Source organism: Pseudomonas sp. GW822-FHT02G04, from assembly GCF_058802085.1.
In genome coordinates, this window is record NZ_JBXANU010000016.1 from 119,674 (window position 1) to 141,647 (window position 21,974).

Consider the following 21,974-nt stretch of genomic DNA (forward strand, 5'->3'; position numbering starts at 1 on the left):
CCTCTTATGAACTGTATGCAAACCCGAACTTTGAAACAGTTACTCGCGCCCTCCCTGCTGGCTCTGGCGATGTTCGCCGGCGCCACTCAAGCCGCCGCGCCACTGCGCCCGCCCCAGGGGTATTTTGCGCCTGTGGATAAATTCAAGACCGGCGACAAGAGCGAAGGCTGCGACGCAATGCCGACGCCCTACACCGGCGCCCTGCAGTTTCGCAGCAAATACGAAGGCTCCGACAAGGCCCGTTCGACCCTGAACGAGGAGTCGGAAAAGGCCTTCCGCGACACCACCGCCGACATCACCAAGATCGAGCGTGGCACCAGCAAGCGAGTGATGCAGTTCATGCGTGACGGTCGCCCGGAACAACTGGAATGCACCCTCGACTGGCTGACGGCCTGGGCCAAGGCCGATGCGTTGATGTCCAGGGACTTCAACCACACCGGCAAGTCCATGCGCAAATGGGCGCTGGGCAGCATGGCGTCGTCCTATATCCGCCTGAAATTCTCTGACTCGCATCCCCTGGCCACCCACCAGGAACAAGCGCAGGTGATTGAAGCCTGGTTCAGCAAAATGGCCGATCAGGTGGTCAGCGATTGGGACAACCTGCCACTCGAACAAACCAACAACCACTCGTATTGGGCCGCCTGGTCGGTGATGGCCACGTCGGTCGCCACCAACCGCCGCGACCTGTTCGATTGGGCCGTGAAGGAATTCAAGGTCGGCGCCAATCAGATCGATGCGCAAGGTTTCCTGCCAAACGAACTCAAGCGCCAGCAACGCGCCCTCGCCTACCACAACTACGCCCTGCCGCCGCTGGCGATGATCGCCAGTTTCGCCCAGGCCAACGGTGTGGATTTGCGTCAGGAAAACAACGGCGCCTTGAAACGCCTGGGTGATCGCGTACTCGCGGGTGTGCAAGACCCGGATCAATTCGAGAAGAAGAACGGCAAGGATCAGGACATGACCGATCTCAAGATCGACTCGAAATTCGCCTGGCTCGAACCGTTCTGCTCGCTCTACACCTGCGCGCCGAATGTGCTGGAACTCAAGCACAAGATGCAGCCGTTCAAGTCTTTCCGCCTCGGCGGGGATTTGACCAAGGTCTACGACCCGGCCAATGAAAAAGGCAAAGGTTCTTAAAGCTGACTGTATTCCCCTGTGGCGAGGGAGCTTGCTCCCGCTCGGCTGCGAAGCAGTCGTAACCCAGTGAACGCGGATTGATTGAGACACCGCGTCATCAGGTTTCAGGGGCGCTTCGCACCCCAGCGGGAGCAAGCTCCCTCGCCACAGGTAAGTGCGCAGCATGCAATACAACCACCCCGGATTTTCGTGGGGGGTTTGGGGGGGCCGTTGGCCCTTGACTGTTGGTTAAACATGGAGAGATCGGGATGGTATTTTCATCCAACGTGTTCCTGTTTCTGTTCTTGCCGATCTTTCTCGGCTTGTACTACTTGAGCGGGCAACGCTATCGCAACTTGCTGCTGCTGATCGCCAGCTACGTGTTCTACGCCTGGTGGCGTGTGGACTTCCTTGCGCTGTTCGCAGCCGTCACGCTGTGGAACTACTGGATCGGTCTGAAAGTTGGCGCCGCCGGGGTCAAGACCAAACCGGCCCAACGCTGGCTGCTGCTCGGCGTGGCGGTGGATCTGTGCATCCTCGGCTACTTCAAGTACGCCAACTTCGGCGTGGAGAGCATCAACGCGATGATGACCTCGGTCGGTCTGTCGCCGTTCATCCTGACCCACGTGCTGTTGCCGATCGGGATCTCGTTCTACATCTTCGAGTCCATCAGCTACATCATCGACGTCTACCGCGGCGATACCCCGGCCACCCGCAACCTGATCGACTTTGCTGCATTCGTGGCGATCTTCCCGCACTTGATCGCGGGCCCCGTGCTGCGTTTCCGCGACCTGGCCGACCAGTTCAACAACCGCACCCACACCCTCGACAAGTTCTCCGAAGGTGCCACGCGGTTCATGCAGGGCTTCATCAAGAAGGTGTTCATCGCCGACACCCTGGCGGTGGTCGCCGACCATTGCTTCGCCTTGCAGAACCCGACCACGGGCGACGCCTGGCTCGGCGCCCTGGCCTACACCGCGCAGCTGTACTTCGACTTCTCCGGCTACAGCGACATGGCGATTGGCCTGGGCATGATGATGGGTTTCCGCTTCATGGAAAACTTCAAACAGCCGTACATCAGCCAGTCGATCACCGAGTTCTGGCGCCGCTGGCACATCAGCCTCTCCACTTGGCTGCGTGACTATCTGTACATCACCCTCGGCGGTAACCGTAAAGGCACGCTGATGACCTATCGCAACCTGTTCCTGACCATGCTGCTTGGTGGTCTGTGGCACGGCGCGAACATCACCTACATCGTCTGGGGCGCCTGGCACGGCATGTGGCTGGCGATCGAAAAAGCCATCGGCCTGAACACTTCGCCGCGCAGCTTCAACCCGATCCGCTGGGCCCTGACCTTCCTGTTGGTAGTGATGGGCTGGGTGATCTTCCGCGCAGAGAACCTGCACGTCGCCGGTCGCATGTACGGCGCAATGTTCAGCTTCGGCGAATGGTCGCTGTCGGAACTCAACCAGGCCAGCCTCACCGGTCTGCAAGTGGCAACCCTGGTGGTGGCTTACGTGACCCTGGCGTTCTTCGGCCTGCGTGATTTCTACACCAATCAGCCGCCGGTCAAAACCAAACCTGCGGTGAACACCGAAACCGACGGCCCGGCCGCGGCGACACCTGGAATGATCAAAGCCGTACCGGGCGAGAACCCGGCCAACATCCACCAACCGGGTTACACCGTCGGCGTTGAAGCGACTGTGCAACCGGCCTACTGGACCACCGACTGGTCCCGTTACGTGATGCGCGCCCTGGTACTGCTGCTGTTCATCGCTTCGATTCTCAAACTCTCGGCGCAAAGCTTCTCGCCGTTCCTTTACTTCCAGTTCTGAGGGATCTGACCATGACCCGCTCATTACGCATCTTCTACATCGCCCTGTTCCTGGTGACCTTGCTGGTCCTGGGCGTGTGGTCGGTACGCAGCTTCTTCGGCTTCAGTACCAACGCCGATGCCACCGTGCTCAACGGGCGCTGGACCAAAGCCGTCGAGACGCACTACGACGACGAGTTCCCGATCAAGCGCCTGGGCACCAACCTTTGGGCCGCGCTGGATTTCAAACTGTTCAACGAAGGTCGTCCGGGCGTGGTGCTCGGTCGCGATCAGTGGCTCTACAGCGATGAAGAGTTCCACCCGATCGTCAACGAAGAGTTGAACCTGCAAGGCAACTACGCGCTGGTCGAAGGCGTGCGCCAGGAACTGAAAAAGCAAGGCGTGCAACTGGTGATGGCGATCGTGCCAGCCAAGACGCGGCTGTACCCGGAACACCTGGGTGAAGTGAAGCCGGCGAGTATCCACGCCAATCTGTACAAGGACTTCCACGCTCGTGTGGCGGCCGACAAGATCCTCGCCCCCGACCTGCTCGGCCCGTTGCAACAGGCCAAGCACAACGGTCAGCAAGTGTTCCTGCGCACCGACACTCACTGGACCCCGGAAGGCGCGCAAGTCGCCGCCCAGACCCTGGCCAAAACCATTGCCGACAAGGCTCCGCTCAGCGGCGAACCACAAAACTTCGTCACCGAACCTGCGGAGAAGGTGACGCACAAGGGCGACCTGCGGTTGTTCCTGCCGCTGGACCCGCTGTTCGAAAACCTGATGCCGGCGCCAGAACCTTTGCAGAAGCGCAACACCGTGGCGGCCCAGGATCAGTCTGCCGGTGATGACGCGCTGTTCGCCAACACTGAAGTGCCGGTGGCCCTGATCGGCACCAGCTACAGCGCCAATCCGAACTGGAACTTCGTCGGTGCGCTGAAAGAAGCGCTGCACAGCGACGTGGTCAGTTACGCCGAAGACGGCCATGGCCCGATTCTGCCGATGCTCAGCTACCTGAAAAGCGATGCCTTCAAGAACAGCCCGCCACAAGTGCTGATCTGGGAATTCCCTGAACGATATCTGCCTGTGAACAACGAAATCGGTGACGCCGACCCGCAGTGGGTCGCAGAGCTTAAACAAGCCGGCGCGCGCCAACAAAACGTAGCTGTAAACACTAAATCCGAGACGCCCGACCGGGCGCAAAACTGAAAGAGAGGTACTACCATGACTTTCACTACTACTCCTCGCCGTCTCGCCGCTCGCTCCTTAAAAGCAGTTGCCCTCGTCGCCGGCATGAGCGCGCTGTCGATGCAGGCTTTCGCCGCGGGTGACGCCGCCCTCTACGGCCCTGTCGCGCCAAAAGGCTCCAGCTTCGTGCGGGTCTACAACGCCGGTAACGCTGAAGTCAGCGCCACGGTCGGCACCACCAACCTGAACGAAGTCGCGCCGCTGTCCAGCACTGACTTCAGCTTCATGCCGGGCGGTGACTACAGCGCCAAAGTCGGCAGCCAGTCCCTGTCGGTGAAACTGGCCGGCGATCACTATTACACCCTGGTCAACAATGCCAGCGGCGCGCCGCAACTGATTGAAGAGCCGCCGTTCAAGAACAAACAGAAATCCCTGGTGCGCGTGCAGAACCTCAGCGACAAGGCCCTGACCCTGAAAACCGCCGACGGCAAGACCGATGTGGTGCCGAACGTGGCCGCCAAGGGCCGTGGCGAGCGTGAAATCAACCCGGTGAAAGTCAGCCTGGCGCTGTACGAAGGCGACAAGAAAGTCGGCGACGTGAAGCCGGTTGCCCTGGAGCGTGGTGAAGCAGCGGTGCTGTACGTCACCGGCAACGGCAGCAGCCTGTCGCCAGTCTGGGTCAAGCGCCCGGTGTCGACGCGCTAATAAATTTTCCGAACGGCTGACACCCCAATGGGGCCTTGAAACGGGCCCCTGCACAGGGAGAGTCAACCGTCCGGTACGGAACAAAAACAAGAGTGAAACGACAGAACGTTCGTGGCTCTAACCAATCGATTTTAAAGGAGTAACAACATGATTCCGGTGATCTTGTCAGGTGGTAGCGGCTCACGTCTTTGGCCGCTTTCCCGTAAGCAATTCCCCAAGCAATTCCTCGCCCTGACCGGCGAACACACGCTGTTCCAGCAAACCCTGGAACGCCTGGTGTTCGAAGGCATGGATACCCCGATCGTGGTCTGCAACAAGGATCACCGCTTCATCGTCAACGAGCAGCTAAGCGCCCGTAAACTGGAAACCCAGCGCATCCTGATGGAACCTTTCGGCCGTAACACCGCGCCGGCCGTGGCCCTGACCGCGATGATGCTGGTCAATGAAGGTCGCGACGAGTTGATGCTGGTGCTGCCGGCCGACCACGTACTGGAAGACCAGAAAGCCCTGCAACGCGCCCTGGCCCTGGCCACTGTGGCGGCTGAGCGTGGCGAGATGGTGCTGTTCGGCGTGCCGGCGACCAAACCGGAAACCGGTTATGGCTACATCAAATCCACCAACGATGCCCTGCTGCCGGAAGGCGTCAGCCGTGTCTCGCACTTCGTCGAAAAACCCGACGTGAAACGCGCCACCGAGTTCGTCCAGTCCGGCGGTTATTTCTGGAACAGCGGCATGTTCCTGTTCCGCGCCAGCCGCTTCCTCGAAGAGCTGAAAAAGCACGACCCGGACATCTACGACACCTGCGTACTGACCCTGGAACGTAGCGCGCAGGATGCCGACACCGTCGACATCGACCCCGCCACCTTCGCCTGCTGCCCGGACAATTCCATTGACTATTCGGTGATGGAAAAAACCCAGCGCGCCTGCGTCGTACCGCTGACCGCGGGCTGGAGCGATGTCGGTTGCTGGTCGTCGCTGTGGGAAGTGAATGAAAAAGACGCCAACGGCAACGTCACCAAAGGCGACGTGGTCATCCAGGACAGCAAAAACTGCATGATCCACGGCAACGGCAAACTGGTGTCGGTGATCGGCCTGGAAAACATCGTGGTGGTCGAAACCAAGGACGCCATGATGATCGTCCACAAGGACAAGGTCCAAGGCGTCAAACAGATGGTCAACACCCTCAACGAGCAGGGCCGCAGCGAAACCCAGAACCACTGCGAAGTCTATCGTCCGTGGGGTTCCTACGACTCGGTGGACATGGGCGGTCGTTTCCAGGTCAAGCACATCTCGGTCAAACCGGGCGCATGCCTGTCGCTGCAGATGCACCACCACCGCGCCGAACACTGGATCGTGGTCAGCGGCACCGCTGAAGTGACCTGCGACGAAAACGTGTTCCTGCTCACTGAAAACCAGTCGACCTATATCCCGATCGCCTCGGTACACCGCTTGCGCAACCCGGGCAAGATTCCACTCGAGATCATCGAAGTACAATCGGGCAGCTACCTGGGAGAAGACGATATCGAGCGGTTTGAAGATATCTACGGTCGCTCCACCCCGATCGAGCGCGGCGTGTCGGTGAAAACCATCGCGCAGTAACGAGAACGAGCAGTAAAACAAGAAGCCCCGTCCAGCCCGCTGCGTCCCCTGTCCGCAACGGGTTGGACCTTTTAAAAATCAGACTTTTACAGGTTTCTTAGAACTGTACTTCAGATCTTTCCATTTCAAATTGGAGGTAGGTACAAGAGAGCTATCCAACTCAATTGTTCGACCGAGCCTCGCCGCTGCAATCAAGCGGTGATGACCATCCTTCAGGGTGATAATTTTTGCATCACTGTCGTATGCGAAGGTCGCAGCTCCAAAGCCAACTTTAAGCGCTGCTGGATCTTTAGCTTTAATCAAAGCAACTGCACTTTCACGCTCTACGCCTTCCAGCATATGAAACTTTTCGTAGTCGTTGATCCCCTCTTCATTTACCCAATCCTGGCTCGGTTGCAATGCGTAACGATCCGGCCATTGAGGAAGACTTTTCCCTTCGACCAAATCGAATTTTTTGTGAAAAACCACGACCAGACGTTGCACGGTAACCTCCATCCGATTTCTTGAGATAGTTACGGTCTTGAAGCTCATCGAAACATCGCTGGTTGAAAATCCCCCCCCTCCACCTTCCGCACTCTCGACTTTTTTGTCTTTTGCAGAAATCTCACTTGCTGTGACTGGCACCTTCACCTGCCCAGACAAACGGTTACCAATCGGAGCCAATACCTGTAACTGCTTTCCAGAAGAAGGCAAGAGATTGACTTTCGGGTTTGTGACAGGGGCACGCTCGGTACGCTCAGGTACACCTCTTAGTGCGCCGAACAGGGAAGCTCTATCTTTTATAGACCTCTTATCTTCCGGCGCAGTGCCTCCGTTTTCTGATGTCCCTTTCGTACGCCCGTCTGTGTCCAGGAAAGTAGCTGGATTATTTCCCACCATCGCATAAACATTCAAACCATCCACATCCCCAGCCGGATCCGGATTCATCCAGCGCTGCAACCACGGGATATAAAAGCGATACCCGTAGTAATAAAGCCCTGTCGCATCCTTCTCCTTGCCCGAGTAACGGATCGTCTTGTAACTGACCTCGATCACATCATCCCCGGCCAGGCTGGCGGTCTCGCCAAAAGGGTAAAAGTTTTCCCGGCTGATGATTCGCCCATCATGGGCCAGCTCCAGGGTGCAGGAGTTCAGGTGATCGACGAGGTTGTAGCGGTATTGATCGTTGCTGATACCGGATGGTGAAACTGTTTCCCAGTGCAATACACGAACGCTGTTGAGTCCGGCCTGGGCGGTGATCACCTGTAGCACCTCCCCGGTGCCACTGTCGGTACGAAGTTCCAGGCCCGATAAGTAACGCACTTCAGCTCTCACGGTCCGGGCGTTGGTCTGCAACGAGCGAATTTTACGTGCCCGCTGGTCATCGCCATTGTAGAAATACAACTCCCGGTCATTACGCCCGGAAACGCGCTCCACCGGGCTGACCGATTGCAGTTGGTTACGCAGATCCCAGGTCAAAAACCGTCCCTGATCCAGCTCCAGCAAGTCGCCCTTGGCGTCGTATGCGGCGGCGATGTCCTCTTCAGTGGGCGGCACGCCGTTGCGCCAGGGCAGGCAGCGATTGCTGTAGCAGGCGGCTTTCAAATCGCGCCCATGGTTTTGCGCGCCGACGTGGGTCAGCTTCACCAGATTGCCGCCCGCGTCATAGCAGTAGGTCTGCCAGTAGTTGCTGACGGCCGCCGGATCAGTGCGCCCAACCGACTCGGGGCCTTGATTGGGACCGCCCGCCTCCCAGCCAAAGGCTTTGATCAACTGGCACAGGCTGTCGTAGCAAAAGCGACTGATCGGGTCGATGCGCTGGTTGGCGAAGTAGCGTACCGGCAGGGCCTTGTCCTCGATGCTCAACACGTTGCTCATCGGGTCATAGTCATAGAACAGATGCTGCACTACTCGCGCATTGGCGTCCTCGGCCCGACGCTCCATCAAACAACCGTCTTCGGGTCGATAGGCCAGCGTCGTCCGCACCCCGTTACCCGCGACCTCCTCTTCAACTTGCCCGTAGGCGTTGTAGCGGATCTCGCTGACCAACGTTTGCCCAACGGGTTGATCCTTCAATTGCAGTCGACTTTCGCGCAATCGGCCATCAAGGGTCAGACCGAAAGTCTGACGACTTCCCTTGGCGTCGGTCTGCTCAAGCACATCACCCCGTGGACCGAACCGCCATGCGGATGTCGCCCCCAAACCGGGTTCGAGCAGCCGTTGGCGATCATCAATCGATTCCGGCCAATCGGGGGTTACCGGATCAAGGGTGAAGTGGCGGGTGTTTTCGATGCCTTCGCCGCTGATCGCAAACAAGTCGAACAGCACACTGCCCGCCGGGTCGTCGTGGCGAATCAGTTGGCCGTACTGGTTACGATCCCGATTGCCCTGGCCCGGGTAGCCATACCCAAAACGCTCGACACAGCGACGCGGCCCCACTGCGCCCTGTTCGAACACCGCCACCGGGCGCAGCAAATCGTCATATTCAACCTCGCGACGCGTTTCGCGGCTGTCCCAGCCCAACAACACTTCGACGGCCAAGCCAGGCAAGTTGATCTGCGTTCCGGCATCGACGCTGTCCGTGCGCAACGCGTTCCCGGACAATGAGTACACCGTGGTCAGATTGGGAGGCGCCTGAGGATCGCCCGTTTGCAGCGCCCACAATCGCGGATCCCACTGTTTCACCGCACGTCCTGCACCATCGCGAACAGCGCGGTTGATGCGGGCCTCAGTGGGCAGGTTTTCGACGGCGCGCCAATAATCAACCGAACGGATCGACAAGCCACGCGGATCGACGACTGTCAGTGTGGGTGTCTTGTGGTGCATTTCCATCGCCACCGTCCATCGATTAACAGCCCTGTCGGCCAATGTCTTCTAACGTTTCAAGAGCATGGCTGGCTACTGTCAGAAATTACAGTGCCGACCAGCGGTACAATCCCTTGCTCACCGAATGTCCATTCCCGTGTCCCTTCGGTAGGATGGTAGTTATCCGTTCAAGGAGCGTTCAAACATGTTCATCGGCGTCCTGCTGGTCATCACCTGGCTGATCCTGCTGCTGCGCTACCCAGCCAAGGCCGTGCCGGTTTCCGTGGCGGCCGCTGTTGGATTGGGTCTGGTGGCAACGTGGGTGTTCTGGATGGACAATCGCGAGATCAAGCAACTGGCACGCCTTGAGCTGCGCATCACTTACGCACCCGGGCACTGTCCGGCAGACCGGCCGTTGAAGTTGACGATGAACAACGGCAACGACGTGCCACTGACCGAGTTGCGCTGGCGCATCGCGGCGTATGCGCCGGGCGATACGGTGAACCTGGCCGACAATCAATACGCCGCACCCCGTTATCGCGGCCCCGGCGAGTTGCAGGCCGGCGGCAATTGGGAAGACTGCTTGCCGCTACCGCCCTTGCGCCCCGGTTACCGCCCGCAAACCCTGGAGTTTCGCGCCGAACGGTTGCAGGGTAGTTTCTCCGACTGATCCCCCTTTTTCTTTTGCACAAGGACCGCGCCATGCCTGTTGCGTTGATTACCGGTTGTTCCAGCGGCATTGGCCGTGCCCTCGCCGATGCCTTCAAAAGCGCCGGTTACAAAGTCTGGGCCAGCGCCCGCAAGGCTGAAGACGTGGCGGCTCTGGCAGCCGCCGGTTTCACCGCCGTACAACTGGATGTCAACGATGGCCCGGCGCTCGAACAGTTGAGCGAACGGATCAATCAGCAGCATGGCGGCCTCGACGTGCTGATCAACAATGCCGGTTACGGCGCCATGGGGCCGCTGCTCGATGGCGGCGTGCCGGCCATGCAGCGCCAGTTCGAAACCAACGTGTTTGCGATTGTCGGCGTCACTCGCGCGATGTTCCCGGTACTACGTCGCGCCAAAGGCTTGGTGGTAAATATCGGTAGCGTTTCCGGGGTTCTGGTCACGCCGTTTGCCGGCGCCTACTGCGCCTCGAAAGCTGCCGTGCATGCCTTGAGCGATGCGCTGCGCATGGAGCTGGCACCGTTTGGCGTACGAGTCATGGAAGTCCAACCGGGCGCCATCGAATCCAGCTTCGCCAAGAATGCCGGGCATGAGGCTGAACAATTGATCACCGAACAATCGCCGTGGTTTCCACTGCGTGAAGGCATTCGTGCACGTGCCAAGGCCTCTCAAGACAAGCCGACACCGGCCAGCGAATTTGCCGCCGGCCTATTGAAGGCAGTACAGCAGAGCAAAACGCCGCGTCTGGTGCGCTTGGGCAATGGCAGCCGGGCGTTGCCGTTGATGGCGGGATTGCTGCCCAAGGGGTTACTGGAGTCGGGGTTGATGAAGCGATTCGGGTTGCGCGGGCAGCTCTGAGACCGCGTTATCGTTCTTCGCGGGCAAGCCTCGCTCCTACAAGTCATGCGCCAATTTTCGGATAGCGCTCATCCTGTAGGAGCGAGGCTTGCCCGCGAAGGCGTCAGAACAGACTTTTCAGACTTTCAGGAAACAGCATGACCGACTACACCGAATACTTTGACGAAGTGATCCAGGCCCACGTAGCCATCGAGCAATGGTTGGCCGAGGAGCGAGACGAGTCCGAGCTTGAGCAATTGCTGACGCGTTTTTCACCGCAGTTTTCCATGGTCTCGCCGTTGGGCCGAGTGCTGGATTTCGGGGCGTTGAATGAATTGTTTCTACTTGCGGGCGGGAAGAAGCTCGGGTTCAGGATTGAGCTCAGCGAGTTGCGAGGTGTCGCGCTGTATGACGGTGGCGCAGTGGTCAGTTACCGCGAGCAACAGACCGATGCGACGGGGCTGCATTCTGATCGGCGGTCCTCGGTGGTGTTTGAGAAACAGGCCGACGGCAAGGTGATCTGGCGGCATTTGCATGAGACGTTTTGCCAAGGCTGACACAGCCGCTTTTTGTGGCGAGGGGGCAAGCCCCCTCGCCACAGGTCATTCGCCAGCCGGGGAGTTCACCACGACGGTACAAGTAATCCCCGCCGCCAACAGCACACCCTCCGGCACTTCATCAATGTGAATCCTTACCGGCACCCGCTGCGCAAGCCGTACCCAGTTGAACGTCGGGTTCACGTCAGCGATCAGCTCACGGCTTTCCGGGTTGTCACGGTCGTAGATGCCACGAGAAATACTTTCCACATGGCCCTTCAGCACTTCGCCACTCATCAACTGCATGTCGGCTTTATCGCCCTCGCGAACATGCGGCAGTTTGGTTTCTTCGAAGAAGCCATAAACCCAGAACGAGTTCATGTCGACCACCGCCATTTTCGCTTCGCCGATGCGCGCATAGTCACCGCGATGGACGTTGAGGTTAGTGACATAGCCGTCCACCGCCGCCCGCACTTCGGTGCGTTGGAGGTTCAGTTCGGCGGCTTCCAGTTGCGCCTGGGCATGCTGGTAATCGGCCAGGGCCGAGTCGGCGATGTTGCTGGCGTCGTCGCGGTTTTCCCTGGAGATCACCAGGTTGTCGAGGTCGGCGCGGCGATGGGCGTTGACCTTGCGCATCTCCCACGTGGCCTTGCGCGAGGCCACCAGGCTCTGCGCCTGTTTCACCGCGAGGCGGTAGTGCTCGGGGTCGATGCGCATCAGCAGGTCGCCTTTCTTCACCAACTGGTTGTCGCGCACCGGCACCTCCACCACCTCACCGGTCACGTCGGCGGCGACGTTGATGATGTCGGCGCGCACCCGGCCGTCACGGGTCCAGGGTGTGTTAATGTAATGCACCCACAGGGTCCGGCCGATCCACAGGGCAAGGGCCAGCACCAGCAGGGTCGCGAGCAGGCTGAAAAGCTTTTTCATCGGGGCCTTCTTCAGTGATAGAGAGTCAACGGTAGACAGTCAGCGCCAGCGCGCCGAACAGACAGGTAAACAGGCTCAGGCGCAGCAGCGCCGGGTGCCAGAAGAAACGGTACAGATCGAACCCGGACAAGAACCGGTCCAGCGCCCAGGCCAACGCCGCTGCAATGAAGAACATCAGGGTCATGGTCGGCATGTACACGCCGTGGAAGGCGATTTCACGAGGCATGTTCAAGTCCTTGGGGCTTGGCAGTGGTGTATGAGGCCAGCGGCGATTGCGGGTCGAGCAACGAGGTGCGGATGAAGTGCAGGTAGCTCTTCACCCGGCGCAATGCAGAGGTATCGAAGTGCGGCGCGAAGGGTTCGTCGGTGGCCTGCACGCGGCCGATCGCGTGGTCGACGGCGACCAGCGCCCGCTCCAGATTGCTCTGGCCCGGTTGCAGAAACAGCCGCACCAGCGAACGGCCCATCACCCGGATGGACTGGCGCCATGGTTGGGATTCGGCATACGCCGGGTGCACCGGCAGAATCGCTTGCTCCTTACGCAGTTCGATAATCGCGTGGCCGACTTCCAGCACCACCAACATCCAGCGCAACAAGTCCCGCTGCACCAGCGGCTGCCCTGCGGCGAGGCCATAGGCCTGATGCAGCAAGTCCCGCGTGCGACTTTCAAAACTCGACGCCAGGCCTTTGAGTTTGCCGCTGATGGCGTACACCACTTGCCCGCGCAAATCCTGCTCCAGCCGCCGCCACAACCAGCGGCTGTTGGGCGGCAGAATGATTGCCCCGGCCGCCGCGCACACCAGCATGCCCATGACCATGGCGATGTAGTCGTTGATGAAAGCGTAAGGGTTGTAGATCGTGAGGTTGTCCGGCACGGAACCGGTGCTGAAGAAGATCAACAACCCCAGGCCAACCCCGGCGTATTGCGGCCGTGAAGTGAGGAACGATCCGAGCACAATCACCGGCGCGAGCATCACGCAAAGCAATGGAAAACCGTCGATCCAGGGGAAGATGAAAAACATCTCGACGAAGCCGATCAGTGCCCCAAGCAAAGTCCCGCAGGCCATCTGAAATGCCATGCGTTTGGGGTTCGGTGTCGCCGCTGAAAGGCCGACGGTGGCAGCGGCGATCAGGGTCATGGTCGCCCCGCTCGGCCACGCGGTGGCCACCCAGTAACTGCCGAGAACTACGAGGATGAACGCTGCGCGAATCCCCGACGCCGCCGAGGCCAGCCAGTTGGTTTGCGGAGTGAAGGGCTCGTCCCAGCGTTCACGTTCGTGGCTGTGATCGGCCAGGGACGCGTGGGTCTGTGCATAACTGTGCAGGTCGTCAACGAAGCGATAAAGCAGTTCGTAGGCAGTGTGAAAATCCAGTTGCTCGGCGTCGCTCGGATCATTCTCCTGGAAGCTCGCCCGCAGCTTGCGCACCCGCGCCGGCAAGTTGTCCTTGTAAGTCGCCAACGCGCTGGCCAAGCGAGCGGCATCAGGGCTGGTCAGCGCACGGCCGCTGAAACCGTCGAGCACTTCGGCCAAGTCCTGCAACCCAGGCTTGATCGCCGCGACAACATGATCGGCGCTGCTACTGCGCAGGCGCTCGAGCAACTGATGCAGGGCATTGAAGCGCGTGGTGACGCCCATGAATTCGCTGTTCAAGCGACTGAGCCGCCCGTTGCGTCGACGCATGTGCGGGTCTTCGAACACCGTGACGCTGCGCAGTCCTTCCAGGCCCACCGCCTCGGCAATGAAGCGCACGTTGCTGGCTTCGAAAGCGTCCCGTTTGCTGCAACCGCGCAAACCATCAGTGACGAACAACGCAAACACACCGAAGCGCTGATACAAGGCGTTGCGCATCGCCGCGCTGGCGGTTTGCGGCAGGATCGCGGCGCTGACCAACGTCGAGCAGAGAATCCCCAAGGAGATTTCCAGCACCCGCCAGACCGCTGCCATGAACGCGCCGTCCGGGTGAGCCAAAGCGGGCAGTCCAACCATCGCCGCCGTATAACCGGCGAGCACAAATCCATAGGCGCGGAAGTTGCGACAACGCGCTGCGCCAGCCGTGCACAGGCCGACCCAGATCGCCAGCGAGCCGAGGAACAGTTCGGTGTTCTGCGCGAACAAGGCAATCAGCGCGACCATCACCGCCGACCCGGCCAACGTGCCGAGGAAGCGATAGAAACTCTTGGCGAACACCTGGCCGCTTTGCGGTTGCATGACGATGAACACGGTGATCATCGCGGTGCGCGGTTGCGGCAATTCAAGACGCATGGCCAGCCACAGCGTGAGGAATGCGGCGAACAGCACCTTGAAAATGTAGACCCAGGTCACGCCGTCGCTGCGCGCCCAGTCGAAGAAACCCCGGCGCCATTCAAGGGAATACAGCCAGCGCAAAGGTGCGGGCAAGGGAGTCATGAAATTTTGCTCAATGGTCTAGGGCTTGAGGAACTGTGGCGAGGGGGCTTGCCCCCGTTGGGCTGCGCAGCAGCCCCAAAACCTGCCATCGCATTTTCTCAGACACACCGCATTCACAGACTTGGCGACTGCTGCGCAGCCGAACGGGGGCAAGCCCCCTCGCCACAGAGTTCCCTCGCCACAAATATGGGTGTGCCTGAAACGTCGCGCTCACTTCAAAAGGCTCGGGGTTTTCGGGGGCTGGGTTTTCTCGGCACTCGGGACGTCGTTGCCAGCGCCGAGGCCTCCGCCCAAAGCCGTCACCAGCTCAGCATGAGCACTCAACCGCGCCGCCTGAACCTGCTGCTGCACTTGCCGCTGCTTGAACAGCAAGGTCTGCGCATTGAGCACGTTGAGGTAATCGGTGAGCCCACGCTGATACGCAATCATCGCGATGTCGTAGGTCTTCTGCGCCGTGGCCACCGACTCGGCGGCGAAGGCCTGCTGCTTGTCCATCGACTCGCGGCGGATCAACTGGTCAGAGATGTTCTTCAGCGCGTTGACCAGCGTCTGGTTGTATTTGGCCACGGCGATGTCATATCCGGCCGAGGCTTCACCCAACTCCGCACGCAAGAGGCCGCCGTCGAAAATCGGCAGCGAGATCGCAGGTCCCACGCTGTAGTTGAGCTTCTTGCCGGTCAGGAACTCCAGCGCACCGCCACCAGTGGCCATGTAGCCGAGGCTGCCGACCAGATCGACGTTGGGGTAGAAGCCTGCATGAGCGACATCGATGCCCCGCGCCTGGGCCGCCACTTGCCAGCGACTGGCAACCACGTCCGGGCGTTGACCGAGCAATTGCGCCGGCAGCGACGACGGTAACTTCAGCGCCGCCCCCAACGACAGCGTCGGCCGTTGCAACTGCACGCCCTCCCCCGGCCCCTTACCGGCCAAGGCCGCGAGCTGGTTACGGCTGAGGGCGATTTCTTCGTCCAGCGCATCAAGTTGGCGATGGGTTTCCGGTAGCGGCGTTTCAGCTTGGCTGACTTCGAAATGCGTGCCGATGCCACCGTCCAGACGCTTTTGCGCCAGGTCGAGGATTTGCTGTTGTTGCTTCAAGGTCGCGGCAACGATGTCTCTCTGCGCGTAATGCAACGAGAGTTCGATGTAGGCGCGCACGATGTTGTTCTGCAGTTCGAGCTGGGCCTGCCGCGCCTCGGCGGCGCTCATGTGAGCCATGTCCACCGCTTGCTCGGTGACGTTGCTTTCGCGGCCCCAGAGGTCGAGGGCATAGCTGAAGCCCAGCGCGGCGTTGTTGTCCCAAGTGGTGGTGTTGGCCAACTCACCGGGTCCGTAGAACTGATCGGTGGGCCAGTTGTGGCGCTTGAGAGTCGATTGCCCATTAATCTGCAACGACTCGGCAGACTCGGCAATACCCGCCATGGACCGGGCCTGACGCACTCGCGCCGCGGCCATGGCCATGCTCGGGCTGCCTTGCAGGGCGAGGTCGACCCAACGGTTCAGTTGCGAGTCGCCGTAGGCTTGCCACCATTGGGCGGCGGGCCAGTGAGCGTCCCGGGCAGCGCTCTGGATGGCTTCGTCGGTGGCCAATGAATTGGCCTCCAGTGCCTTGCCTTGTGGGGCAATACCGCCGGTTCCGATGCAGCCGCTGATTGCCAGGGTTAAAGCCAAAACACTGAGCGTCTTGAGCGCTCTGTTGATGCGACGCGGCACTGCTGCGATTTCCTGAGGTGAGATAGATCCCCCGTAGGGTGGGCGCAATTCTAGGGGTGGGCCTTGTTGGCGATAAGCTGGGAATCTTGTGAATCTTTGTTACCGTTAACGAGATAATCCCTTGGTCGGGGTCTCAGTCCCTGAAACTTCGTGTCACAATTTGCCATTCGCCAAGAGAGCACCCCATGGACACTTTGCAAAACATGCGCGCCTTCAGTTACGTGGCCGAGGCCGGCAGCTTCACCGCTGCCGCCGTGCAACTCGACACCACCACGGCCAACGTCTCGCGCGCGGTCTCCAACCTGGAGGCCCACCTGCAAACCCGCCTGCTCAACCGCACCACCCGCCGCATCGCCCTGACCGAGGCCGGCAAGCGCTACTTGTTGCGCTGCGAGCAGATCCTGGCCTACGTCGAAGAAGCCGAAGCCGAGGCCAGCGACGCCCACGCGCGCCCGGCCGGGCAACTCAAGGTGCACACCATGACCGGCATCGGTCAGCACTTCGTGATCGACGCCATCGCTCGCTACCGCAAGACCCACCCCGACGTGACCTTTGACCTGACCATGGCCAACCGTGTGCCGGACTTGCTCGACGAAGGCTACGACGTGTCCATCGTGCTCGCCAGCGAATTGCCGGACTCGGGCTTCGTCTCCCAGCGCCTGGGCATCACCTACAGCATCGTTTGCGCATCGCCCGCCTATGTAAAAGCCAATGGCTGCGCGCAGAAGCCCAGCGATTTGCTCAACCACGCTTGCCTGCGCCTGGTAAGCCCGGTGATCCCACTGGAAAAGTGGGCTTTCGATGGCCCCGAAGGCCAGGAAATGGTCACCATCAACAGCTCACCGTTTTTGGTGAACTCGGCTGATGCGATGAAGACGGCGATCTCCAGTGGGATGGGGGTTGGCGTGTTGCCGGTGTATGCGGCGATTGAAGGGTTGCGCAACGGTACACTGGTGCGGGTGATGCCGAAGTACCGCTCGCAGGAGTTGAACCTGTATGCGATTTACCCGTCGCGGCAGTACCTGGACGCGAAGATCAAGACGTGGGTCGAGTACTTGCGCGGGTCGTTGCCGGAGATTCTGGCGGCGCATCAGGCGGAGTTGGCGGCGTATGAATTAAGTGGGAGTTTGGGTGGGGTTCGGTTGGCGAACTAAACCTCAAAGCGCCTACTGATGGAATGATTTAAATTCGACGGCATCTGGTAGATGCCTGCAAATGCCGTCAAAATGTGCATTATTGCTAAGAAGCCACCAGGCCAGAGAAACCGATAAAATCACCACTACAATTCAATTCACTGTTCTGTAGCTTTAATCCGAATGTTGCTGCAAACGTTCCTTTACTCCGATCGAACGTCAATGTAATTGTGCCGCTGTGAGAGACTGCCGGGTAGGGAGTGATTGTGGTACCGCCGTCAATCTTTCTGTGTTCAGCATAACCAAAAAGCAATATCTTCCCACCCTCCACATATTCGTGCTCCTCACCACTGGGAATATTGACGTCAAATGTGCAATTCAGGGTCATCCAGCGCGTCAAATCAATATCCTGACGGGCCTGTACATATACCGATAAACCGTCAGTAGAAAACCGGCTTGCCTCCCCTTTGAACTCTTCTGTTCCTATCAATGCCGTGGCGGAGCCTTTTATCGGCAATGTAGACTGATTGATATGTATCAAATTTGTCATATAAAGATCCCTTTTATAACATTAGGATGATAAATAGCGCAGCCACAGTGTCGGCACTTACGACACAGAAAACCACTGTCATAAATAATAGATTTAAAGACTGTTTTACGATCAATCACCTGAATGAAATCGCGAAAAGATCTAACTGTTTGTTGAATGCTGGCTCAACTCTGGGCGCGCAGTCTCTCGCACAACCTTAAGTAGAATGTTAGCTTGCTTGGCAATCTCCACGCCCGACGAGCCCCTCTCCAATGAAAAAAACCGTCCTCGCCTTCAGCCGCATCACCCCGCCCATGATCGAACGCCTGCAACAGGACTTCGACGTGATCGTGCCGAACCCGAAAAACGGCGACATCGCCGCCCAGTTCAACGAAGCCCTGCCCTACGCTCACGGCCTGATCGGCGTTGGCCGCAAACTCGGTCGCACACAACTGGAAAACGCCAGCAAACTGGAAGTGGTTTCCAGCGTCTCCGTCGGCTACGACAACTACGACCTCGCCTACTTCAACGAACGCGGGATCATGCTCACCAACACCCCCGACGTGCTCACCGAAAGCACCGCTGACCTGGCCTTCGCCTTGCTCATGAGCAGCGCCCGCCGCGTCGCCGAGCTGGACGCCTGGACCAAGGCTGGCCAATGGCAAGCCACCGTCGGCGCACCGTTGTTCGGTAGCGATGTGCATGGCAAAACCTTAGGTATCGTCGGCATGGGCAACATCGGCGCGGCCATCGCCCGTCGTGGTCGACTGGGCTTCAACATGCCGGTTATCTACAGCGGCAACAGCCGCAAGACCGAACTGGAACAAGAACTCGGTGCGCAGTTCCGCAGCCTGGATCAACTGCTGGCCGAAGCCGATTTCGTTTGCCTGGTGGTGCCCCTCAGCGAAAAAACCAGACACCTGATCAGCCACCGCGAACTGGCGTTGATGAAGCCAAGCGCCATTCTGGTGAACATCGCCCGCGGCCCGGTGGTGGACGAACCGGCGCTGATCGAAGCGCTGCAAAACAACCGGATTCGTGGCGCCGGGCTAGACGTTTACGAAAAAGAACCACTGGCTGAATCACCGCTGTTCCAACTGAAAAACGCAGTGACCTTGCCGCACATCGGCTCGGCCACGCACGAAACCCGTGAAGCCATGGCCAACCGTGCGTTGGCCAATTTGCGCAGTGCCTTGTTGGGTGAACGACCGCAGGATCTGGTGAACCCACAAGTGTGGAAAGGCTGAGCAAAACGGGCAGGTGTTTTAAACGCCTGCCCTTTTTATACATAATTTGCAATTCAGTCTGCCGCCGAAAAACAGATTCACACTATAGACTCTCCACTACTTAGCCGCTTACGGAGCCTACTTATGGAGAACCCTTATATTGAACCACCTGACAACCGACCAGATCATCAGATACAGCAAAGTAATATTGATGGCGTATATCAGTTTTTTTGGCCTGCTGGTGATGTATAGCAACTTCACTGACTACGCAACAAACTACGAATATGTCGCTCACGTCCTAAGCATGGACACGACCGAAAACAACGAAAGAACCCGCTATCGGGCAATCACCTCTCCCCTGCTTCACCACCGTATCTACTGGCTCATCATTACCCTCGAAGTGACGTATACCGTTTATTGCCTAATGGGTACATATCAGCTTTTTCGGAATGTTTACGCTTCAGCCAAAAAATTTCACGAGGCTAAAAAATTCTCCATTATCGGCTTATTGATCGGTTTGTTTATTTATTACGTCTGCCTGCAAGTCGTCGGTGTCGAGTGGTTCAACATGGACAAATCACAAACATGGAACGCCAAAGACTGGGCTCGGCATATTGTTGACTTTATGTTGCCACTATTAATGTATATGGCGCTGAAGATCGAGCGCTGAGACAGACCGCGCTCGACCATTATTCAGTTCAAGCCAACTTACCGTTCCCCTGCACCATCGGTGCCTTGGGCTTACGAAACACCAGCACATTGCCCAACATCACCAGCACCAACCCCATCAATGCCGGCGCCGTCCATTGATAACCCTCGGCAAACGCGGACACATTCAGCGCCACCACCGGGAACAACACGGTGCAATACGCCGCCCGCTCCGGCCCCATGCGGCCCACCAGCGTCAGGTAGGCGGTGAAGCCAATCACCGAGCCCGGTATCACCAGATACAGCAACGAGCCGATGTAACGGGCGTTCCATTCCATGTCGAACGGGATGCCTTTGACCAGGCACCACACCGACAACATCGCCGCGCCATAAGCCATGCCCCAGGCATTAGTGGTCAGGGGTTTCAGGCCGGCCCTCTGCTGCAGACTCGACAGCATGTTGCCCGCCGAGAAGCACAAGGTTCCGAGCAACGCCAGAGCCAACCCGAGCAAGGTTTGCGGGCTGGCGGTATGACCGGCCAGCTCCGGCCAGAACAACAGGCCAAGACCGAGCAAGCCCAACGCGCCGCCCATCAGCACATTGCGGGCGATTTTCTGGCCGAAGAACACCCGCGCATTGAAGGCGTTCCACAACGTTGCGGTGGAAAACACCACGGCGACCAGACCGCTGGGGATCCACTGGCTGGCGGTGAGGAAGCACATGAAATTGATACAGAACAGGCACAGCCCCTGCGCCAGGCAAATCAGATGCCCGCGACGGTTCATCACTTGCAGGCGCCGGCTAAGCAGCAACATCACAAACAGCACCAGCGCGGCGAGGCCAAAGCGATAGACGATCGACACCGGAATCGCCACCACGCCCAATTGCCATTTCAAGGCAATCCAGGTGGTGCCCCAGATCAACACGGTCAGCAGGTATAACGAGAGGTTCATGGCGACAGCTCCGGGATGGGCAATGCTGTTCACTTTGTGGCGAGCGAGCTTGCTCGTGCTGGGCTGCGTAGCGGCCCCAAATCCTGGCAAATTTCGCCAGTTCTGTGAGCGCTGCGCACTCAAGCGGGAGCAAGCTCCCTCGCCACAGTGCATTGCCTGATTAGGGATCCAGTGTGCTGCGCCAATCGTGGGCGTACTTGCATAAACTTGCGCTTTTGTCGGTCGGCAGGCTGGCAGGCCAGCGTCTACGGAGTAGGATGCAAGGCGTTGGAGAGAACCGATCATGGCCGCACTGGAAACGTTGCAAGTCTTTCAAGCCCTCAACCGCTCGCCCAATGCTCGCCTGGAGCACAGCGCCGAGCTCGGTGACGGCATGGCTGCGGCTTTGTGGAGCAACCACCATGACGCCCAGGACTACGAAGCGCCGAGCCATCACACTTTGTCGTGCTACATCGCCGGTGGCACCGGCACCTTTCGCCGCGACCAGCCTGGCACCAAGGGCGGCCCGGATAAGCTGTGCATTCTGCCGGCCGACCATCAGTCAGGTTGGGTGATCAACGGCGACATTCGCCTGGCCCACCTGTATTTCAGCCCCGAACAATTTGCCCTTGGCTGCGTCACGCTGCTGGATCGCGAGCCGCGGGAATTGCAGTTGCGCGAGCGCACGTTCCTCGAAGACCCGCAGCAGGCCCGGCACTTTCGGCAGTTAATCACCCTCAACTGGGACGAACCCGGCGAACGCCTGCTCACCAGCAGCCTTGCCCACGAGATGCTCAGCCATGCCTTGCTCAGTCAGGTTGGTTTACGTCAGGGCTTGCGCCTCAAGGGTGGATTGGCGGCGCATCAGCGACGGCAGTTGGTGGAGTTCATCGACAGTCAGTTGGCGGAGGCGATCAGCCTTGGGCAATTGGCGAGCTTGTGCGCGCTGTCGGAATATCACTTTGCGCGGATGTTTCGCGTGAGCTTCGGCTTGCCGCCGCATCAGTATGTGTTGGCGCGGCGTCTGAGCCGCGCGCGGGAGTTGTTGCGCGCATCGTCGCAGCCGTTGGGGGAGATTGCGCTGGCGTGCGGGTTTGCCAGTGCGAGCCATTTCACCAACCGGTTTCGACAGGCGTTGGGTGGGACGCCTGGGGAGTATCGGCAGGCGTTTTTGCGGTAAAGCAAGATCAAAAGATCGCAGCCTTCGACAG

At 59.1% G+C, this 21,974-nt stretch carries 19 protein-coding genes; 12 read left to right on the forward strand and 7 right to left on the reverse strand.

Features of this window, described 5'->3' with window-relative positions:
* Positions 1 to 6 precede the first annotated feature (6 nt).
* The 5 genes from AC1RO5_RS19950 (at position 7) to AC1RO5_RS19970 (ending at position 6,421) form a co-directional block, all read left to right on the forward strand.
* Positions 7 to 1,137, forward strand: a complete 1,131-nt coding sequence (locus AC1RO5_RS19950) for a mannuronate-specific alginate lyase (protein WP_493177133.1) — start codon at positions 7 to 9, stop codon at positions 1,135 to 1,137.
* A gap of 248 nt (positions 1,138 to 1,385) precedes the next feature.
* Positions 1,386 to 2,951, forward strand: coding sequence for an MBOAT family O-acyltransferase (locus AC1RO5_RS19955; protein ID WP_493177135.1), 1,566 nt, complete (start codon positions 1,386 to 1,388; stop codon positions 2,949 to 2,951).
* Between the two features lie 11 nt (positions 2,952 to 2,962).
* A complete protein-coding gene (locus AC1RO5_RS19960) occupies positions 2,963 to 4,138 on the forward strand; it encodes an alginate O-acetyltransferase (RefSeq protein ID WP_493177137.1) in 1,176 nt (391 codons plus the stop codon).
* Between the two features lie 15 nt (positions 4,139 to 4,153).
* Positions 4,154 to 4,822, forward strand: coding sequence for an alginate O-acetyltransferase AlgF (locus tag AC1RO5_RS19965; RefSeq protein ID WP_493177139.1), 669 nt, complete (start codon positions 4,154 to 4,156; stop codon positions 4,820 to 4,822).
* Between the two features lie 147 nt (positions 4,823 to 4,969).
* Entirely contained in the window at positions 4,970 to 6,421 is a 1,452-nt protein-coding gene (locus tag AC1RO5_RS19970; RefSeq protein ID WP_493177140.1) for a mannose-1-phosphate guanylyltransferase/mannose-6-phosphate isomerase, read from the forward strand.
* Positions 6,422 to 6,499: 78 nt separating this feature from the next.
* On the opposite strand, the gene AC1RO5_RS19975 is transcribed toward AC1RO5_RS19970, so the two are convergent.
* Complete coding sequence (locus AC1RO5_RS19975; RefSeq protein ID WP_493177142.1) at positions 6,500 to 9,232, reverse strand: RHS repeat-associated core domain-containing protein; 2,733 nt, start codon at positions 9,230 to 9,232, stop codon at positions 6,500 to 6,502.
* A gap of 178 nt (positions 9,233 to 9,410) precedes the next feature.
* Here AC1RO5_RS19975 and AC1RO5_RS19980 point away from each other — a divergent pair, with 178 nt between their 5' ends.
* From AC1RO5_RS19980 to AC1RO5_RS19990, 3 genes are all read left to right on the forward strand, one after another.
* Positions 9,411 to 9,875 carry a hypothetical protein gene (locus AC1RO5_RS19980; RefSeq protein WP_019647713.1) on the forward strand — a complete coding sequence of 155 codons (465 nt, stop codon included), beginning with the start codon at positions 9,411 to 9,413 and terminating at the stop codon, positions 9,873 to 9,875.
* A 32-nt stretch (positions 9,876 to 9,907) separates the two neighbouring features.
* Positions 9,908 to 10,732 (forward strand): SDR family oxidoreductase, encoded by an 825-nt coding sequence (locus tag AC1RO5_RS19985; protein ID WP_493177145.1) that lies wholly within the window; start codon positions 9,908 to 9,910, stop codon positions 10,730 to 10,732.
* Positions 10,733 to 10,869: 137 nt separating this feature from the next.
* The gene (locus AC1RO5_RS19990; RefSeq protein WP_493177147.1) at positions 10,870 to 11,268 is read left to right on the forward strand and encodes a DUF4440 domain-containing protein; all 399 of its coding nucleotides are present in this window, start codon (positions 10,870 to 10,872) and stop codon (positions 11,266 to 11,268) included.
* 45 nt (positions 11,269 to 11,313) lie between these two features.
* Here the strand turns inward: AC1RO5_RS19990 and AC1RO5_RS19995 are convergent, their stop codons facing one another.
* The 4 genes from AC1RO5_RS19995 to AC1RO5_RS20010 all read right to left on the reverse strand — a co-directional run bounded on the left by AC1RO5_RS19995 (position 11,314) and on the right by AC1RO5_RS20010 (position 16,295).
* Entirely contained in the window at positions 11,314 to 12,177 is an 864-nt protein-coding gene (locus AC1RO5_RS19995) for an efflux RND transporter periplasmic adaptor subunit (RefSeq protein ID WP_493177148.1), read from the reverse strand.
* 25 nt (positions 12,178 to 12,202) lie between these two features.
* Entirely contained in the window at positions 12,203 to 12,403 is a 201-nt protein-coding gene (locus AC1RO5_RS20000) for a DUF1656 domain-containing protein (protein ID WP_007896379.1), read from the reverse strand.
* A complete protein-coding gene (locus tag AC1RO5_RS20005; protein WP_493177150.1) occupies positions 12,393 to 14,585 on the reverse strand; it encodes an FUSC family protein in 2,193 nt (730 codons plus the stop codon). The genes AC1RO5_RS20000 and AC1RO5_RS20005 overlap by 11 nt, the downstream gene beginning before the upstream one ends.
* Positions 14,586 to 14,795: 210 nt before the next feature.
* Positions 14,796 to 16,295, reverse strand: a complete 1,500-nt coding sequence (locus AC1RO5_RS20010; RefSeq protein WP_493177152.1) for an efflux transporter outer membrane subunit — start codon at positions 16,293 to 16,295, stop codon at positions 14,796 to 14,798.
* Between the two features lie 185 nt (positions 16,296 to 16,480).
* Here AC1RO5_RS20010 and AC1RO5_RS20015 point away from each other — a divergent pair, with 185 nt between their 5' ends.
* The gene (locus AC1RO5_RS20015; protein WP_493177154.1) at positions 16,481 to 17,449 is read left to right on the forward strand and encodes a LysR family transcriptional regulator; all 969 of its coding nucleotides are present in this window, start codon (positions 16,481 to 16,483) and stop codon (positions 17,447 to 17,449) included.
* An 85-nt stretch (positions 17,450 to 17,534) separates the two neighbouring features.
* Here the strand turns inward: AC1RO5_RS20015 and AC1RO5_RS20020 are convergent, their stop codons facing one another.
* Entirely contained in the window at positions 17,535 to 17,978 is a 444-nt protein-coding gene (locus tag AC1RO5_RS20020) for a hypothetical protein (protein ID WP_493177156.1), read from the reverse strand.
* Positions 17,979 to 18,229: 251 nt separating this feature from the next.
* On the opposite strand from AC1RO5_RS20020, the gene AC1RO5_RS20025 reads away from it, so the two are divergent.
* Both AC1RO5_RS20025 and AC1RO5_RS20030 read left to right on the forward strand, forming a co-directional pair.
* Positions 18,230 to 19,204: a 2-hydroxyacid dehydrogenase gene (locus AC1RO5_RS20025; protein ID WP_493177158.1), complete on the forward strand. Its 975-nt coding sequence runs from the start codon at positions 18,230 to 18,232 to the stop codon at positions 19,202 to 19,204.
* 139 nt (positions 19,205 to 19,343) lie between these two features.
* Complete coding sequence (locus AC1RO5_RS20030; protein WP_493177159.1) at positions 19,344 to 19,853, forward strand: DUF2165 family protein; 510 nt, start codon at positions 19,344 to 19,346, stop codon at positions 19,851 to 19,853.
* Positions 19,854 to 19,881: 28 nt separating this feature from the next.
* Here AC1RO5_RS20030 and AC1RO5_RS20035 read toward each other — a convergent pair whose 3' ends face one another.
* Positions 19,882 to 20,784 carry a DMT family transporter gene (locus AC1RO5_RS20035; protein WP_493177160.1) on the reverse strand — a complete coding sequence of 301 codons (903 nt, stop codon included), beginning with the start codon at positions 20,782 to 20,784 and terminating at the stop codon, positions 19,882 to 19,884.
* Between the two features lie 283 nt (positions 20,785 to 21,067).
* Between AC1RO5_RS20035 and AC1RO5_RS20040 the strand changes: the two genes are divergently transcribed.
* Positions 21,068 to 21,943: a helix-turn-helix domain-containing protein gene (locus tag AC1RO5_RS20040; RefSeq protein ID WP_493177162.1), complete on the forward strand. Its 876-nt coding sequence runs from the start codon at positions 21,068 to 21,070 to the stop codon at positions 21,941 to 21,943.
* The last annotated feature ends 31 nt before the right edge of the window (positions 21,944 to 21,974 follow it).